This window comes from Nocardia sp. NPDC051929, from assembly GCF_044548645.1.
Classification (GTDB): domain Bacteria; phylum Actinomycetota; class Actinomycetes; order Mycobacteriales; family Mycobacteriaceae; genus Nocardia; species Nocardia sichangensis.
Window position 1 is genome coordinate 306,960 of the sequence record NZ_JBIUCG010000001.1, and the last position, 16,839, is coordinate 323,798.

Below are 16,839 nucleotides of genomic sequence, written 5' to 3' on the forward strand. Positions count from 1 at the left end.
TAGGCGCCGCCGTCCTCTTGCACCGTGCGCGAAGATCGACGCGGAGAAGGTTCCCGAACCGCTGACCAGCGAATCCCCCTGCACGGTCACGGTCACGGTCGGGGCGTACGGGCGTCCAGCGCCTTACGGATCAGCTCCCGTGCTGCTTCGCCGGTCACGGACTGACCGGCCAGGACATCGAACGTCCGGTGATACACCGCTATCTCTCGCGGCTGAGTGATCGACAGCTCTGCTGTGATGTTTTCGACCAGGACACGGCTCGAATCGAACATCAGAAACGACGTGGTAGCCGTCTCGAACGGTGCCAGCATCGGCACGATACCGAGCGTCACACGTGGCATACCTTGGACAGCTAAGAGCCGGTCGAGCTGGCCGACCATCGTCTGAGCGTCGCCAACGGTGGTATACAACGCTTGTTCACCAAGGACGAAGTGGAACAAGTGATCCCGCTGATACAAGACTTGTTGCCGCTGCAACCGCTTGGATACACCCGCGTCCAGATCGTTCGGAATCTGCTGGAACTCGATCACCTTCCGCAGGATGCCCGCCGCGTAGTCGGCGGTCTGTAGAAGACCGGGAACCAAGACCGGTTCAAACGATCGGATGATCCGAGCTTCGGATTCCCACTTGATCGACGCTTGCTGTCTGCGCTTGGTTCCGGTACCGAGAATCTTCCGCCACTCGAGGTACGCGGTATCGATGCTCTGCCGCGCCGCGTGGAGGTCTGCTAGTTGGTCACCCGCGTTGCAGTGTCGGCAGTACACCGAGATGTCCTCTAGAGACGGGCGTATCCGGCCGTATTCGATCTTTGAGACCTTGCTTGGGTCCCATCCGCTACGGCGTGCCAACTCCGCACCGGACAACCCGGCGGCAACACGAATACCCCGGAGTTGCGCCCCGAGATACTCGCGCTGCTGGTCAACTGAACCGGTCACTGTGTGACGTACTCCGGAAACGGAGTGGCAAGAGGCCAGAACCGGGCTCGGAGCCCGCGACAGTACGCGGCAATGTGCGGGTCGGTAGTTGCCGCACCGGACCAACCTCCGGACTCCCCGAACGCTGAGAAGACCACTGTTTCGTCATCAAGTAGCCAGTAGTCATCCGAAGGGACTTCCCCGGCATGATGCCGGGGAAGATATCGAATGTCTTCGCCGGCCCGTACATTGAGCGCTGCCACGGCAAGCGCGAACCGGGTGTAGTCGGTGTGCGGTTCGGTGACGATTCGTACCCGTGTGACCGCTACACCCCGGCTGGTCGTCTCCTGTATCAGCTCGGTCCACGGCTGGAACCATGCGTAGTCATCCGGCTCGTCTGCCAGGAATCGCCGGAACGGTTCATGCTCGTTCGGTTCGGCGTAAGTGTCGAGCACTTCGAGATGAAACGCTTCCCGCTTGCAGGTCCGGAGTAGGTCCGGGAACCCTTCATCGGGCACTAGCAGCACCGTAGAATGTCCTTTCTAGCTTCGGAACCTCTATAGCGGTTTCGTCGTCCGCGATGTCGAGCTGGGCGAGTAGTTCCGGTTCAGTGACCGGCCGACCGGTGAGCCGGAATGTTCCCCGGCCGGTGTCGGTCAACGTCGCACCGATGAACGTATCCGGTTCCAAGAACCCGAGTAGCAGGTGTGGCAACCCGAACCGATTCGACCATCCCCCCACCGTTCCGGGGCGGTGGACACTCCTACGCGGTGTCGGCTGCGTGCTACGCCGGGAAGTGGCGTGTCAGCGTCGGTATACGCGGCAAGATTCAGGGGCACCAGTTCACCTACAACAACGCATCCAGCGCGGTGGAGGTCCCGACCTCCAAGTGCCCTAACCGGTTCTGACCAGAGGAGCGGTATGTCTACCACGGAACCCCCCGGCGCACTCGACGAGGAAACCTCGGTGCGGCTACGAGACCAGCTCCAACAGATCACAGAGGAAGCGGGCCGGTACCTCGGTCCGGAGCACCGGGCCATAGCTGCACTGATCCAAGCTGCGCGGGAGTTGGCATTAGCCACCTTCCCTAAGTCGTCGGGGCGGTACGCCGAGTACACGCCGGACGAGTGAGCCGGAGCGGAATCGAGACGACGGAGCTCCCAGAGTCCGACTGGGGGCACCGGTACATAGCCCGACTAAGGGTGTGCTCCTAAGCAGAGCAGGGCTTAGACCACGTCTCATGTCCGTTGGAAACGCGGACTCGCGCATTGTCACTGACGGAACTTCGCGAACTGGCGCGCTCCATCGTTCCCGGACCTGCGCGCGGTGCTCACGGCCCGGCTGAGCCCGCCACGGTCACCTTCGATTTCTCGGGGCCGCACGCAGAGGAGTTTCGGCAGGCGATATACGAGCACTCTTGATAGACATGTTCGATCCATACCGTGCTCGCAGATCCCAAATGCGGGGACGCGAATGCGCCCTTCACGGTAATCGTGAAGGGCGCATTCGGTTTTCGACGTCGTCGCGCGGCCGGGTCACAGCCCCAGCGGCCCGGCTGCCCGACGCGCCTCGCCTCCGCCGGACCCGAGCCGGGCAGTGCCCGACGCCGTCCGTCCGGCGGGGTGCCTCAGGAAGCGGGGATATACCGCTCCCGCAGCTTGCGCTTGTACAGCTTGCCGTTCGGATCGCGCGGCAGTTCGGGCAGATAGTCGATCGACTTGGGCATCTTGTACTTCGCCAATTGGGTGGCGGCGAAGGCGAGCAGTTCCTCGGTGAGCGCGTCGTCGCCCTCGGTTCCGTCGGCCGGCTGCACGACCGCCTTCACCTCCTGGCCCCAATCCGGGTGCGGGATGCCGAAGACCGCGACGTCGGCGACCTTCGGATGCGTGATCAGGACGTTCTCGACCTCCGCCGGGTAGATGTTCACCCCGCCGGACAGGATCAGATCCGAGCGCCGGTCGTGCAGGTAGAGGTAACCGTCCTCGTCGAGGTGGCCGATGTCGCCGACGGTGAACAGATCGCCGACGCGCGAGTCCTCGGTCTTTGCCTTGTCGTGGTGGTACTCGAAACTCGACGCGCCCATGCGCATGTAGACCAGGCCGGGCTCGCCGACCGGCACCTCGGAGCCATCCTCTTCGCTCAGCACCTTGATCACCGACCACGGCCACGCCTTGCCGACCGAGCCCGGCTTGCGCAGCCAGTCGGCGCCGTTGATCACCGTGCCGCCACCTTCGGTGGCCGCGTAGTACTCGGTGACCGTCGGGCCCCACCATTCGAGCATCTGCCGCTTGGTCTCCTGCGGGCAGGGCGCTGCGCCGTGCACCATGCTGCGCAGCGAGGACACGTCGTACTTGGCGCGCACCTCCTCCGGCAAGGCCAGCAGCCGGTGGAACTGGGTGGGCACCATGTGGCTGTGCGTCACCCGGTGCTTGTCGATCAGCCGCAGCATCTCCTCGGCGTCCCAGCGATCCATCAGAACCAGCTTGTGCCCCAGATTGATCGAGATGGTGGCGAAGTTCAGCACCGCCGTGTGGTACAGCGGCGAGCCGCAGATGTGCACGTGGTCGTCGTAGGGCGTGAGTTCGAACAGGCCGAAGAACGCGGTGGTGTGCGCCGGGACCACATCGGGGTCCGCGCCGGTGAGCGGCCGCCGGACGCCCTTGGGCCGTCCCGTGGTTCCCGAGGTGTAGAGCATCGGCGCGCCGGTGCTGCGGTCGGACGGACGGCCGGTGTCGGCGGCGCCGAGCCAGGCCACCGACTTGAAGCCCTCGATCTCGCCCACCGCGAAGCGCGCCGTCGCGGGCAACCCCGCCTCGTCGGCGGCGGCCTTGGCCGCGGCGGCGAAACGATCGCTGGCGATGAACGCCTTCGCCTCGCTGTCGGCCAGGATGTAGGCGACCTCCGGACCGGTGAGATGCCAGTTCACCGCGACGATGTACAACCCCGACTGGTAGGCCGCGAAGTACGCCGCGATCGCCTCCACGCAGTTGTGCACCATGCTCACCAGCACGTCACCGGTTTTCAGGCCGAGCCCGCGCAGGCCGGTGGCGTAACGATTGGCGAGCGTGGCCAATTCGCGATACGTCACCTCCCGGCCCCAGGGATCGACCATCGCGATCCGATCGGGTTCGGCTTCGGCGATGTTCCACAGACCGAGAATTTTCACTGGCTCCGGTGCGGGGGGATTGTGCGGAGCCGACGGGGCGGGTGAGGCAGTCACCCCATTGAATCTAGAACGTGTTCTACTGTTCGACAAGGGGTGCGAGCCGATGCAATTGCGCGACATCGGGAACCGACACCAGCATCATCGTGACGCCCGCGGCCTCCCAGACCCGCAGCTGTTTGCGGACATGCTCCTCGTCTCCGATGATCGCGGTGTCCAGAATCAGCTCGTCCGGCACCGCCGCCGCGGCCTCCGCCTTCTTGCCCGACTGGAACAACTTGCCGATCTCGTCGACCTCGCGGTCGTACCCCATGCGCCGGTACACCTGGGCGTGGAAGTTCAACTCCGGCGCGCCCATGCCGCCGATGTAGAGCGCCATGATCCAGCGCATCCGCTCCAGCTCGCCCGCCGGGTCGTCGGTGATCACCACCTGACAACTCGCGGCGATCTCGAAGTCCTCCCTACTGCGCCGCGCACCCGCCCGCGCGAAGCCCTCGTCGAGCCACTCGTCGTACATACCGGCCAGCCGGGGCGCGTAGTAGATGGCCAGCCAGCCATCGGCGATCTCGGCGGTGAGCGCCACGTTCTTCGGCCCCTCCGCGCCCAGCCAGATCGGCAAATCCGCACGTAGTGGATGGACGATCGGCTTCAGCGGCTTGCCGAGCCCGATCGAACCCGGCCCGGTGTAGGGCAGCGGGTAGTGCGGGCCGTCGCTGGTGACCGGCGCCTGCCTGGCCAGCACCTGGCGCACGATCCCGACGTACTCACGGGTGCGCTGCAACGGCTTGGCGAACGGCTGGCCATACCAGCCCTCCACCACCTGCGGACCCGAGACGCCCAAGCCGAGAATGGCGCGGCCACCGCTGAGATGGTCGAGGGTGAGCGCGTGCATGGCGGTCGCCGCAGGCGTGCGCGCCGACATCTGCACCACCGACGTACCCAGGCGCACCCGCCGTGTGGCCGAACCCCACCAGGTGAGCGGACCGAAGGCATCCGACCCCCATGACTCGGCGGCGAAGACGGCGTCGAACCCGGCTTCCTCGGCCGCCACCACCAGCTCCCCCGCGTTCGCGGGCGGCTGGGCCATCCAGTACCCGAGTTGCAATCCGAACTTCACGCCGGACCCCTTTCCGATCAACTGCTTGCCACCAGAGTTAGAACCTGTTCTACTCGATATCGTGACTCAGGGGAATACTGCATCCACGGCAATCGCTGGTGGTAGCGGCACGGCATTGAACACGGGCGCCGTGCCCGAGGTACTCAGCGCGCCCCTGCGGGTGCGTTTCGATTACACCCGCTCCGTCGGCACCACCATCGGAACCTTTCTGACCCGATTGCGCGACCACAAGATCGTCGGCGCGCGCGGGTCGGACGGCCGGGTGATCGTGCCGCCGCCGGAATACGATCCGATCACCGCCGAACCGCTGACCGAGTTCGTCGACGTCGCCGACACCGGCACCGTCGAATCCTGGACCTGGGTGCGCGAGCCGCTGCCGGGCCAGCCGTTCGACCGCCCGTTCGCCTGGGCGCTGATCCGGCTGGACGGCGCGGACACGACGCTGCTGCACGCCGTCGACGTCGCCGCACCCGAGGACATCCGCAAAGGCTTACGGGTGACCGCCCGCTGGGCCGAGCAGACCGAGGGCAGCATTCGCGACATCCTCTGCTTCGAGCCGGGCGAGCAGGCTTCGGCGCCGGTGGAGTCCGCCTCGGCCGATCCGGTCACCATGATCACGACGCCGGTCGACCTTTCCTACAAGCACACCGCCTCGCCGCAGGAGACCGTGTACCTGCGCGGACTCGCCGAAGGCAAGCTGATCGGCGCGCGCACCGACGCCGCGGGCAAGGTGTACTTCCCGCCGCGCGGCGCGAATCCGACCGACGGCAGGCCGACCGACGAGTTCATCGAACTGTCCGATCACGGCACCGTGACCACCTTCTGCATCGTCAATGTGCCGTTCATGGGCCAGCGGATCAAGCCGCCCTACGTCGCGGCCTACGTGCTGCTGGACGGCGCGGACATCCCGGTGCTGCACCTGGTGCTCGGCTGCGACGCGAGCGAGGTGCGGATGGGCATGCGGGTGCAGGCGGTGTGGAAGCCGCGCGAGGAGTGGGGCTACGGGCTGGAGAACGTGGACCACTTCCGCCCCTCCGGCGAGCCGGACGCCGACTACGAGACCTATAAGCACCACCTCTGAGAGAGGCGCACGTTGACTGACAACGCCACCGACATCGCGGTCGTGGGCTTCGCCCACGCGCCGCACGTGCCGGAGACCTTCGGCACCACCAACGGTGTCGAGATGCTGGTGCCCTGCTTCCAGCAGCTCTACGACCGACTCGGCATCACCAAGTCCGATATCGACTTCTGGTGCTCCGGCTCGTCCGATTACCTTGCCGGACGCGCCTTCTCGTTCATCTCGGCGATCGACGCCATCGGCGCGGTGCCGCCGATCAACGAATCGCACGTGGAGATGGACGCCGCATGGGCGCTGTACGAGGCGTGGGTGAAACTGCGCTCCGGGCAGGCGACGACGGCACTGGTGTACGGCTTCGGCAAGTCCTCCGCGGGCACGCAGCGCCAGGTGCTCACCATGCAGCTGGACCCCTACCTGGTCGCGCCGCTGTGGCCGGACGCCTGGTCCATCGCCGGCCTGCAGGCGCGCGCCGGTCTGGACGCGGGCCGCTGGACCGAGCGGGACATGGCGGCCGTCGTGGCAGGCGACGGTGACGCCGACAGCCTGCTCGACCAGCCCTACGTCGCGGATCCGCTGCGCGCGCACGACATCGCGCCGATCACCGACGGCGCGGCCGCCATCGTGCTCGCCGTGGGCGACCGCGCCCGCGAACTGTGCGAACGCCCCGCGTGGATCACCGGCATGGCGCATCGAATCGATACTCCCGTGCTCGGTGCGCGTGACCTCACCGTCTCGCCTTCGACGGCCGCCGCCGCCCACGCGGTCACCGGCGGCGACGTCAGCGGCTTCGACATCGCCGAGCTGCACGCGCCGTTCAGTCATCAGCAGCTGATCCTCGCCGAGGCGATCGGGCTGAAGAACGGCACGAAGGTGAATCCGTCCGGCGGCGCGCTCGCGGCCAACCCGATGTTCGCCGCGGGCCTGGAGCGCATCGGCTTCGCGGCCGAGGCGATCATCGCGGGCTCGGCGAATCGCGCCCTGGCCCACGCCACCAGCGGACCCGCGCTCCAGCAGAACCTTGTGACCGTCTTGGGATCGGAGAACCGATGAGCTTGCCAGCTGCGGTGCTCGGCACCGGACAGACCCATCACGTGACGAAACGGACCGACGTCTCCATGTCGGGGATGTGCCGCGAGGCCATCGATCGCGCCCTCGCCGACGCCGGTCTCACCATCGCCGATATTGACGCGGTCGTGGTCGGCAAGGCGCCCGACGGGTTCGAGGGCGTCATGATGCCCGAGCTGTTCATGGCGGACGCGCTCGGCGCCACCGGCAAGCCGCTGCTGCGGGTGCACACCGCCGGTTCCGTCGGCGGCTCCACCGGCATCGTCGCGACCAATCTGGTGCAGGCGGGTGTGCACAAGCGCGTGCTCGCGGTGGCGTGGGAGAAGCAGTCGGAGTCGAACGCCATGTGGGCGTTGTCGATTCCGGTGCCGTTCACCATGCCGGTCGGCGCGGGCGCGGGCGGCTACTTCGCACCGCACGTACGTTCCTACATCCGGCGCTCCAACGCCCCGGGTCACATCGGCGCCATGGTGGCGGTGAAGGATCGCCGCAACGGCGCCAAGAACCCGCTGGCCCACCTGAAGCAGCCCGACATCACGCTGGAATCGGTGCTCGCCTCGCAGATGCTGTGGGACCCGATCCGCTTCGACGAGACCTGCCCCTCTTCCGACGGCGCGTGCGCGATCGTGCTGGGCGACGCGGACGCCGCCGAGGCGGTCGAGGCCACCGGCCGCAAGGTCGCCTGGGTGCACGGCACCGCGATGCGTACCGAACCGACCACATTCTCCGGGCGCGACCAGGTCAACCCGCAGGCGGGCCGCGACGCGGCGGCGGCGCTGTGGCAGGCGGCCGGGATCACCAACCCGCTCGAGGAGATCGACGTAGCCGAGATCTACGTCCCGTTCTCCTGGTTCGAACCGATGTGGCTGGAGAACCTGGGCTTCGTGCCGCAGGGCGACGGGTGGAAACTCACCGACAAGGGCGAGACCGAGATCGGCGGCACTCTTCCGGTCAATCCGTCCGGCGGCGTGCTGTCGTCCAACCCGATCGGCGCCTCCGGGCTCATCCGGTTCGCCGAGGCCGCCAAGCAGGTCATGCAGCGGGCCGGGGACTACCAGGTCGAGGGCGCGCGCAAGGCGCTGGGACACGCGTACGGCGGCGGTTCGCAGTACTTCTCGATGTGGGTGGTCGGATCGGAGCGGCGGTGACCGCGCTGAAGTTCACCGTCGGCATCGCGCTGAGTCCGCTGGACCAGCTGACCGGACTCGCGAAAACCGCCGAAGAGTGCGGTTTCTCGTCGATCGCGCTGCCGGACTCGCTGTTCTACATGAAGTCGGCGGCGGCGAAGTACCCCTACACCGCCGACGGCAGCCGGTTCTGGGGGCCGGAGACCCCGTGGGTCGACCCGCTCATCGGCGCGACCGCCATGGCGGCCGTCACCAGCCGCATCCGCTTCTACACGAACGTGCTGAAGTTGGGTTCGCGCAATCCGCTGCTGCTGGCCCGGCAGGTCGGCTCGGTGGCCAACCTGTCGGGCAACCGCTTCGGTTTCGGCGTCGGAATCGGCTGGGCGCCGGAGGAATTCGAGTGGTGCGGCGTGCCCTTCGCGCGCCGCGGCGCGCGGGTGGACGAGATGATCGAAGTGATCAAGCTGGTGCTCGCTGGTGGCATGGTCGAGTACCACGGCGAGTTCTTCGATTTCGATCCGCTGCAGATCAGCCCGGCCCCGAGCGAGCCGGTGCCGTTCTATATCGGCGGGCACACCGACGCGGCATTGCGCCGCGCCGCACGGGTCGGCGACGGCTGGACCTCGGCCATGATGACCTACGACGAACTCCGGAGCACCATCGGCAAGCTCAGCACGCTGCGCGCCGAGTACGACCGGGCCGATGAGCCGTTCGAGATCCAGGCGGTGTGCATCGATCGCTTCGGACGGTCGGGCTATCAGGACCTCGCGGACGCGGGCGTCACCGACGCGATCGTGGTGCCCTGGCTGGCCGACGGCATCGGATTCGACGGTGAGCTCGCCGCCAAACAGGACTCGCTGCGCGAGTTCGCGCGACAGTACATAGCCGAACCCGTGCTCACCGCGCGGTGAGACCCATCAACCGGTCGAAGGAGGCCGTATGACCACCGCCGAGCATCCGGCCCGGGCCGCGGGCCTTGCGTCACAGGCCGCCGTGCGAGCACGGGACAAGCGGGCCTGGGTCGCGCTGTTCGCCGAGGACGGCATCGTGGAGGACCCCATCGGCCCGTCGGGCTTCGACCCGGAGGGCAAGGGCCACCGCGGCACGGAGGCCATCGCCGCGTTCTGGGACAAGGCGATCGCGAAGACCGATCTGATCGAGTTCCTGTTCGGCGACTCGTTCGCCTGCGGCAACGAGGTCGCCTTCACCGGCACGATCCGCAGCACCCTCGGCGGGCACCGGATCGACGCTGACGGCGTGTTCACCTACCGGGTGAACGAGGACGGCAAGATCGCCGCGCTGCGGGCGTTCTGGGAGGTCGATCGCGCCATGAAGACCGCGCGTCCGGTCGACTGACTCGGTACCGGACGAAAAGGCCCTCGCACCGAAGCGCGAGGGCCTTTTCCATGTCTCAGTGCGCGACCGGGCAAGTCTTGTAGTCGACCGGGAACTCCTTGATCCCGTTGAGCCAGCCCGAACGCAGCCGCTTGGCGTCGGCGACCTTGGTGATGTCGGGCAGGTGGTCGGCGATGGCGTTGAAGATCAGATCGATCTCCAGCCGGGCCAGGTTCGCCCCGATGCAGAAGTGCGCCCCGGTGCCGCCGAAGGCCAGGTGCGGGTTGTCCGCGCGCATGATGTCGAACTTCTCCGGCCGGTCGAAGACCTCTTCGTCGAAGTTGGCCGCGCGGTACAGCATGACCACCCGCTGGCCCTTCTTGATCTGCACGCCGCCGAGCTCCGTGTCCTCCAGCGCGGTCCGCTGGAACGAGGTGACCGGAGTGGCCCACCGGATGATCTCGTCGGCGGCCGTGGCGGGACGTTCCTTCTTGAACAGCTCCCACTGGTCCGGGTTCTCCAGGAACGCGATCATGCCGTGCGAGATGGCGTTGCGCGTGGTCTCGTTGCCCGCGACGGCGAGCATGATCACGAAGAAGCCGAACTCCTCTTCGGTGAGCTTGTCACCGTCGACATCGGCTTCGATCAGCGTCGTGACGATGTCGTCGGCCGGGCATTGCTTGCGCGCGGCCGCCATCTGGTAGGCGTAGCCCAGAATCTCGGCGGAAGCCGCGACCGGGTCGGCGGTGCTCTCCGGGTCGTCGTAGCCGGTCATGTCGTTGGACCAGGAGAAGACCTTCATCCGGTCTTCCTGCGGGACGCCGATCAGCTCGGCGATGGCCTGTAGCGGCAGTTCGCACGCGATCTGGGTGACGAAGTCGCCGGAACCCGACTCGGCCGCCGCCTTCACGATGGACTCCGCACGGGCCGACAGCTCCGCGCGCAGGCCGTTGATGGCGCGCGGGGTGAAGCCGCGCGAGATGATCTTGCGCAGCTTGGTGTGCTCCGGCGCGTCCATGTTCAGCAGGACGATCCGCTGCAGCTCGATCTGCTCCCGGGCGATGTCGTCGTTGAACCGCGGGATGGCGGTGTTCTCGTAACTGGAGAACACGTCGCTGCGCCGCGAGACCTCTTTGACGTCGGCGTGCTTGCTCACCACCCAGAAGCCGTCGTCGTGGAAGCCGCTGACGTCCGGGGACTGCGGGTTCCACCAGATCGGCGCCGTCCGGCGCAGTTCGGCGAACTCCTCGACCGGAACGCGCTCGGCGTAGATGTCCGGGTCCGTGACGTCGAACCCGTCCGGAAGATTCGGCCGGGCATTCCGAGTGTCTACCACCAGATGTCTCCTTCGACAAACTGAAACACGTTCTATAATCATTGAAGCACAGGCGGGAGAACGAGGAAAGAAACCGGATAGATCCGCCCCTGACAAGTGCTATGAACGCGTTTCAGTTTTCTGTCCCATAAAGAGAGGTTGGACATGGGCACACCCGTGATCGTCGAGGCCGCACGGACCCCGATCGGCAAGCGCGGCGGCTGGCTGTCGGGCCTGCACGCGGCCGAACTGCTCGGCGCGGCCCAGCGCGGGCTGCTCGAGCGCGCACACCTGGACCCCGCGCAGGTCGAACAGGTCATCGGCGGCTGCGTCACCCAGGCGGGCGAGCAGTCCAACAACGTCACCCGGGTCGCGTGGCTGCACGCGGGCCTGCCGTGGCAGGTCGGCGCCACCACGATCGACACCCAGTGCGGCTCCGCTCAGCAGGCCAATCATCTGATCGCGGGACTGATCGCGGCCGGCGCCATCGACATCGGCATGGCCTGTGGCGTGGAGGCGATGAGCCGGGTTCCGCTGGGCGCCAATGTCGGCGAGAACGCGGGGCCGCGCAGGCCCGCGTCGTGGAACATCGACCTGCCCAACCAGTTCGAGGCGGCCGAGCGAATCGCCAAGCGGCGCGGCATCACCCGCGCGGACGTGGACGCGTTCGGCGCACGCTCGCAGCGCCTGGCCGCGCAGGCGTGGGCAGAGGGCCGGTTCGATCGCGAGGTGCTGACCGTCACCGCCCCCGCAGCCGACAAAGAGGGCAACCTCACCGGCGAAAAGCTCGATGTGTCACGGGATCAGGGCCTGCGCGAGACCACTGTCGAAGGCCTGGCGAAGCTGAAGCCGGTCCTGGAGGGCGGCGTGCACACCGCCGGATCCTCCTCACAGATCTCCGACGGCGCCGCCGCGGTGCTGCTGATGGACGAGAAGGCCGCGCAGCGAGCGGGTTTGCGTCCGCGGGCGCGGATCGTCACACAGGCGGTGGTCGGCGCGGAGCCGGAGTTCCACCTCGACGGCCCTGTGCAGGCGTGCACCAGGCTGCTGGAGCGGTCCGGCATGAATATCGGCGACATCGACCTTTTCGAGATCAACGAAGCGTTCGCGTCGGTCGCACTTTCCTGGGCTTCTGTACACCAGCCGGACATGGATCGGGTTAATGTCAACGGCGGCGCCATCGCTCTCGGGCATCCGGTCGGATCCACCGGATCCCGCCTGATCACAACGGCTTTGCACGAACTGGAGCGCTCCGACCGCAGCACCGCAATGGTTCTCATGTGCGCCGGTGGCGCACTCGCGACAGGAACGATCATCGAACGTTTGTGAGTTCAACCATTTCATGCGCGTTTGTTGAACGTTCATCCCCTAGGCGCGCAAACGTGTCGTACGCCACACAAACCCATGTACCGCCGAGTCCATGAGATGTCAGCTATCTTGCGGCTATCAAGACCCCTTGCGTAGAGACCGCAGCGACGGGCCGGAACCGGTTCGTACCGCGGCTTCTCGAGAGGCCTTGGCGTGACCCGCAAACGCGACCGTCCCAGTGCCTTCGCCGCCTTCCGACCTAGAAGCTTCAAGGAAATCCGGAATCAGGCGTAGGTTTTCAGTTACTGAGCCGCTAATATCAATGATACGTATCCGAGATAACGACTGTTAGTACAGCGAAGGGAATTGGGCGGCTCACAATGGCTGATTTCGCGGCGCGGCTGAACAAGCTGTTCGAAACCGTGCATCCCCCGGGGCGTAAGCCGCACACCAACGCGGAGGTCGCGGCGGCGCTGACGGCCTCCGGACATCCGATCTCGAAACCGTACCTGTCGCAGTTGCGGTCGGGACAACGGACGAACCCGTCCGATGAGACGGTGGCCGCCCTGGCGAAGTTCTTCAAAGTCAAGCCGGACTACTTCTTCAACGACATCTATGCCGCCAAGATCGATCACGATCTGGAGCTGCTGTCCCAGCTGCAGGGCTATGGACTGCGACGGCTGTCGAGTAGAGCGTTCGACTTGTCCGAAGAATCACAGAACCTCCTCACATCCATGGCGGAGAAGTTGCGGGCAAGCGAGGGCTTGCCCGAAATTCCTCCGGATGGAACCGAATAGGTTCTTCTGCACGGCAGCACAGTGCGACCCATCGGGTCGCACTGTGCTGTGTTTTGCGCACGCGTAAGCGGGCGAAGCACGCAACCGGCGTGCGGTCGTGCCCAGAGAAATTGGGGCCGCGACCGCAGGCCGGTTAGTGCCGCCCTCCCTATGATGTGCTTACATATGCACTTTCGGCGTGGTTCGCCGACAGTCGTTCATGTCGAAGAGGATTCCCGGCCCAACCGGTCTGTCCGAATAGTCCGCGTTCGGCTATTGCGCCGGATTGATCGTATTTGCGCGAGGTCGATCAATTTCGAGCGCAGCCGGGCGCGGTGGTCCGATAGGCGCGCGAGACGTGCCTGCACGCTCCGCCCGGACTAAAGCCTTCGGACAGAGCAATCCACCGCGCTCACCCGGTCGGTCCGGACCACCACCGAGGCGGTCGGTGCGCGTTCCGCCAGCACGAGGCCGCCGCCGGGCGGCGAGTCAGCATGTCGCCGATCTGCGATGAGCAGGCTCGCGACCTTCCACGCGGGCCGAGCCAAGGCCGGACTGCCGGTTGCGACCCGGGCCGCGCGCCGGATCCGATCCACGGCCGGTACCGCGAGCACCACGATGCCCGCCGGGTAGAGCGCGATTGCACGGCCGACCCGCTACCGAGCACACGCCCAGACCGGACGACCCGGCGGCCGCCGAACCCACTGCGGCCGAATCCGTTCCAGCGGTCGGCCGGGCAGGGGCCGCATCGACCTCCGACCGCTGCCCCGGCACGGCCAGCGGAAGCCAGGGATCGCCGCTGTCGTAGGGCGGCGGCTCGGGATCCACCGCGCACGATGGGCGGGAAAGTGGCACGTGGGCGGAAACCCTGCCGCCGCGCAGAGCGGGGCCCGCGACGGCGCCGGACGCTGCCTGCACACGGAACGCGCGACCTACTCTCATGCGCCGAGCCTTCCCCTCATCAGTCGAAGCGCAGTTCTGTGCCCGGTCGCCACTCTCACACGGGACTTTCCGAACGGACGGGTGCCCATACTAGACCCCGGTCCGCGAACGCGCCCGTCGACGGGCCGAGGCCGCTCAGGCGCCGTATACCGGCTCCGGCGGAGTCGCTTTGGCGATCAGGTCGGCCACGACCGGTCCGAGCTCGGCCGGATCCCAGCGTGCGCCGCGGTCGGCGGGCTCACCGTGCCGCCAGCCGTCGGCCAGCGCCACCTTGCCGCCTTCCACCTCGAAGACCCGCCCCGTCACCGCCGCCGACTGCGCACTGCCCAGCCATACGACCAGCGGAGACACGTTCTCCGGCGCCATCGCGTCGAAGCCGCTTTCCGGCGCCGCCATCATGTCCGCGAACACCGTCTCGGTCATCCTGGTGCGCGCGGACGGGGCGATCGCGTTCACCGTCACGCCGTAGCGGGCGAATTCGGCGGCGGCGGTCAGCGTCAGGCCCGCGATACCGGCCTTGGCCGCACCGTAATTGCTCTGTCCGACGCTGCCCTGCAGTCCGGCGCCGGAGCTGGTGTTGATGATCCGTCCGTCGACCGGACGACCCGCCTTGGCCTCCGCACGCCAGTATTCGATCGCGTGCCGCATGGTCGCGAAGTGGCCTTTCAGGTGCACGCGGACCACTGCGTCCCACTCGTCCTCGCTGAGATTGACCAACATCCGGTCGCGCACGAACCCGGCGTTGTTGACCAGCACGTCCAGCTTGCCGAAGGCGTCGACGGCCTGGCGGACGAGCCTGCGGGCGCCTTCCCAGTCGGCGACGTCGTCGCCGTTGGCCACCGCCCGGCCGCCCAGCGCCTCGATCTCGGCGACCACCTGCGCGGCGGGCGTTTCCGCGGTGGCCGCGCCGTCGAGGGTCGAACCGATGTCGTTGACCACCACGCTGGCGCCCGCCGCGGCGAAAGCGAGGGCGTGCGCGCGGCCGATGCCCCGGCCCGCGCCGGTGACGATGACGACGCGCCCGGCGCAGATCTGCTCGGTGTCCATATGTGTCCTTCTTCGTGTGCGGTCTTGTTCAGGACTGCTGGTCGGCATTGGAAGCGGCCAGGAAGGCGGGCCGTTCGCCGCCGCCGTGCACCAGCAGGGTCGCGCCGCTGACGTATGCGGCCAGCGGCGAGGCCAGGAAGACGGCGCAGCGGCCGACGTCGTCGGGTCGGGCCATGCGACCCAGAGGAATGGTCCGGCCCACCGCGTCGACGCCGTCCTGATCGCCGTAGTGCAGTCGGCTCAGCTCGGTGTCGACCGGCCCCACCACCAGCGAGTTCACCCGAACCCTCGGCGCCCACTCGACGGCGAGCGAGCCGGTGAGACTGTCCACGCCCGCTTTCGCCGCGCCGTAGGCGGCGGTGCCCGGCGAGGGACGGTGCCCGCTGACGCTGGAGATGTTCACGATCGAGCCGCCCTCGTCCTGCCGCTGCATCACCGCGTTGGCGGCCTGCGCCAACAGCAGCGGAGCGAGCAGGTTCAGCTCGACGATCTTGGTGTGGAACTTCTTGCTCGCCTCGGCGGCGAGTGCGAACGGAGCGCCGCCCGCGTTGTTCACCAGATGGTCGAGGCGGCCGTGGCGCTCGGTGATCGTGTCGATCAGGGCGCGCACCGCGTCCTCGTCCCGCACATCGCACGGCACGTAGTCGATCGAGCGGCCGTCGACTTCGACGGGCGCGTCCGCCGGTCGCCGCGCACAGGCCACGACGGTGGCGCCGGCGGCAAGGAACGCCTTGCTCACGCCCGCGCCCACACCGCGCACACCGCCCGTCACCAGAACGACGCGGCCGGACAGATCGATTTCGAGTGGCACCGTGCTAACCTACCAAGCAACTGCTTGCTTTGCCAATGCGTTCACACACGATGGGACTTGCCATGGGGATCAACCGCCACTCCGAATCGACCGGAATCAGCGTGGTCACGGTCGACTATCCGCCGGTCAACGCCATCCCCACGGACGGTTGGTTCGCCATCGCCGACGAAGTGCGCGCGGCGGGCCGCGACCCGGACACCAAGGTGGTGGTGCTGCGCGCGGAGAACCGCGGTTTCAACGCGGGTGTGGACATCAAGGAGATCCAGAGCAAGCCCGGCCATCAGGCGCTCATCGACGCCAATCACGGCTGCTTCGAGGCGTTCGCGGCGGTGTACGAGTGCCAGGTGCCGGTGATCGCGGTGGTGCAGGGTTTCTGCCTCGGCGGCGGCATCGGCCTGGTGGGCAACGCGGATGTCGTGATCGCCTCCGACGACGCGACCTTCGGGCTGCCCGAGGTCGATCGCGGCGCGCTCGGCGCGGCCACCCACTTGGCACGGCTGGTGCCGCAGCACCTGATGCGCGCGCTGTTCTACACCGCGAGCACCATCACCGCCCAGCAGCTGCACCACTACGGCTCGGTGTACCAGGTGGTGCCGCGCGCCGAACTCGACGCCGCCGCCTTGGAGCTGGCCAAGAACATCGCGGCCAAGGACGGCCGGGTGATCCGGGCGGCCAAGCGGGCGCTGAACGGCATCGACGTGCAGGACGTGCACCGCAGCTACCGGTACGAGCAGGGATTCACCTTCGAACTCAACCTCGCCGGCGTCGCCGACGAGATCCGCGCCCGGTTCGACGACGACCTCGCGGCGCGCAAGAGCGGGCAGTGAGAGAGGAATTACCC

At 67.2% G+C, this 16,839-nt stretch carries 16 protein-coding genes; 9 read left to right on the top strand and 7 right to left on the bottom strand.

Annotation, left to right across the window (positions count from 1 at the left end):
• Nucleotides 1-92 precede the first annotated feature (92 nt).
• On the bottom strand, nucleotides 93-935 hold the full coding sequence (locus ACIHAX_RS01195) for a helix-turn-helix transcriptional regulator (RefSeq protein ID WP_356963628.1): 843 nt from the start codon (nucleotides 933-935) through the stop codon (nucleotides 93-95).
• The gene (locus ACIHAX_RS01200; protein ID WP_357110235.1) at nucleotides 932-1,432 is read right to left on the bottom strand and encodes a DUF6879 family protein; all 501 of its coding nucleotides are present in this window, start codon (nucleotides 1,430-1,432) and stop codon (nucleotides 932-934) included. Before ACIHAX_RS01200 ends, ACIHAX_RS01195 begins: the two co-directional genes overlap by 4 nt.
• Nucleotides 1,433-1,835: 403 nt before the next feature.
• Here ACIHAX_RS01200 and ACIHAX_RS01205 point away from each other — a divergent pair, with 403 nt between their 5' ends.
• Nucleotides 1,836-2,045, top strand: coding sequence for a hypothetical protein (locus ACIHAX_RS01205; protein WP_364425132.1), 210 nt, complete (start codon nucleotides 1,836-1,838; stop codon nucleotides 2,043-2,045).
• Between the two features lie 496 nt (nucleotides 2,046-2,541).
• On the opposite strand, the gene ACIHAX_RS01210 is transcribed toward ACIHAX_RS01205, so the two are convergent.
• Nucleotides 2,542-4,134 carry an acyl-CoA synthetase gene (locus tag ACIHAX_RS01210; RefSeq protein WP_355076866.1) on the bottom strand — a complete coding sequence of 531 codons (1,593 nt, stop codon included), beginning with the start codon at nucleotides 4,132-4,134 and terminating at the stop codon, nucleotides 2,542-2,544.
• A gap of 22 nt (nucleotides 4,135-4,156) precedes the next feature.
• Nucleotides 4,157-5,194, bottom strand: coding sequence for an LLM class F420-dependent oxidoreductase (locus ACIHAX_RS01215; RefSeq protein ID WP_355076864.1), 1,038 nt, complete (start codon nucleotides 5,192-5,194; stop codon nucleotides 4,157-4,159).
• A gap of 130 nt (nucleotides 5,195-5,324) precedes the next feature.
• On the opposite strand from ACIHAX_RS01215, the gene ACIHAX_RS01220 reads away from it, so the two are divergent.
• Genes ACIHAX_RS01220 through ACIHAX_RS01240 form a run of 5 tightly spaced genes read left to right on the top strand, consistent with a single transcriptional unit; the run spans nucleotide 5,325 to nucleotide 9,820 of the window.
• Complete coding sequence (locus ACIHAX_RS01220) at nucleotides 5,325-6,275, top strand: Zn-ribbon domain-containing OB-fold protein (protein ID WP_397275157.1); 951 nt, start codon at nucleotides 5,325-5,327, stop codon at nucleotides 6,273-6,275.
• A gap of 12 nt (nucleotides 6,276-6,287) precedes the next feature.
• On the top strand, nucleotides 6,288-7,322 hold the full coding sequence (locus ACIHAX_RS01225) for a thiolase domain-containing protein (RefSeq protein ID WP_355076860.1): 1,035 nt from the start codon (nucleotides 6,288-6,290) through the stop codon (nucleotides 7,320-7,322).
• Nucleotides 7,319-8,485 (top strand): thiolase domain-containing protein, encoded by a 1,167-nt coding sequence (locus ACIHAX_RS01230; RefSeq protein WP_355076859.1) that lies wholly within the window; start codon nucleotides 7,319-7,321, stop codon nucleotides 8,483-8,485. The genes ACIHAX_RS01225 and ACIHAX_RS01230 overlap by 4 nt, the downstream gene beginning before the upstream one ends.
• Nucleotides 8,486-8,490: 5 nt before the next feature.
• Entirely contained in the window at nucleotides 8,491-9,375 is an 885-nt protein-coding gene (locus tag ACIHAX_RS01235) for a TIGR03619 family F420-dependent LLM class oxidoreductase (protein ID WP_397275335.1), read from the top strand.
• 28 nt (nucleotides 9,376-9,403) lie between these two features.
• Nucleotides 9,404-9,820, top strand: coding sequence for a nuclear transport factor 2 family protein (locus ACIHAX_RS01240; RefSeq protein WP_355076857.1), 417 nt, complete (start codon nucleotides 9,404-9,406; stop codon nucleotides 9,818-9,820).
• A gap of 55 nt (nucleotides 9,821-9,875) precedes the next feature.
• Here the strand turns inward: ACIHAX_RS01240 and ACIHAX_RS01245 are convergent, their stop codons facing one another.
• Nucleotides 9,876-11,177 carry a cytochrome P450 gene (locus ACIHAX_RS01245; RefSeq protein ID WP_364425143.1) on the bottom strand — a complete coding sequence of 434 codons (1,302 nt, stop codon included), beginning with the start codon at nucleotides 11,175-11,177 and terminating at the stop codon, nucleotides 9,876-9,878.
• A gap of 102 nt (nucleotides 11,178-11,279) precedes the next feature.
• Between ACIHAX_RS01245 and ACIHAX_RS01250 the strand changes: the two genes are divergently transcribed.
• Both ACIHAX_RS01250 and ACIHAX_RS01255 read left to right on the top strand, forming a co-directional pair.
• Nucleotides 11,280-12,443: a steroid 3-ketoacyl-CoA thiolase gene (locus tag ACIHAX_RS01250; protein WP_356963622.1), complete on the top strand. Its 1,164-nt coding sequence runs from the start codon at nucleotides 11,280-11,282 to the stop codon at nucleotides 12,441-12,443.
• A gap of 359 nt (nucleotides 12,444-12,802) precedes the next feature.
• On the top strand, nucleotides 12,803-13,219 hold the full coding sequence (locus ACIHAX_RS01255; RefSeq protein ID WP_011207048.1) for a helix-turn-helix domain-containing protein: 417 nt from the start codon (nucleotides 12,803-12,805) through the stop codon (nucleotides 13,217-13,219).
• Between the two features lie 1,056 nt (nucleotides 13,220-14,275).
• On the opposite strand, the gene ACIHAX_RS01260 is transcribed toward ACIHAX_RS01255, so the two are convergent.
• Nucleotides 14,276-15,187, bottom strand: coding sequence for an SDR family oxidoreductase (locus ACIHAX_RS01260; RefSeq protein WP_364425146.1), 912 nt, complete (start codon nucleotides 15,185-15,187; stop codon nucleotides 14,276-14,278).
• Nucleotides 15,188-15,215: 28 nt separating this feature from the next.
• On the bottom strand, nucleotides 15,216-15,998 hold the full coding sequence (locus ACIHAX_RS01265; RefSeq protein WP_364425148.1) for an SDR family oxidoreductase: 783 nt from the start codon (nucleotides 15,996-15,998) through the stop codon (nucleotides 15,216-15,218).
• A gap of 62 nt (nucleotides 15,999-16,060) precedes the next feature.
• Here ACIHAX_RS01265 and ACIHAX_RS01270 point away from each other — a divergent pair, with 62 nt between their 5' ends.
• Nucleotides 16,061-16,825, top strand: coding sequence for an enoyl-CoA hydratase family protein (locus tag ACIHAX_RS01270; protein WP_039794869.1), 765 nt, complete (start codon nucleotides 16,061-16,063; stop codon nucleotides 16,823-16,825).
• Nucleotides 16,826-16,839 lie beyond the last annotated feature (14 nt).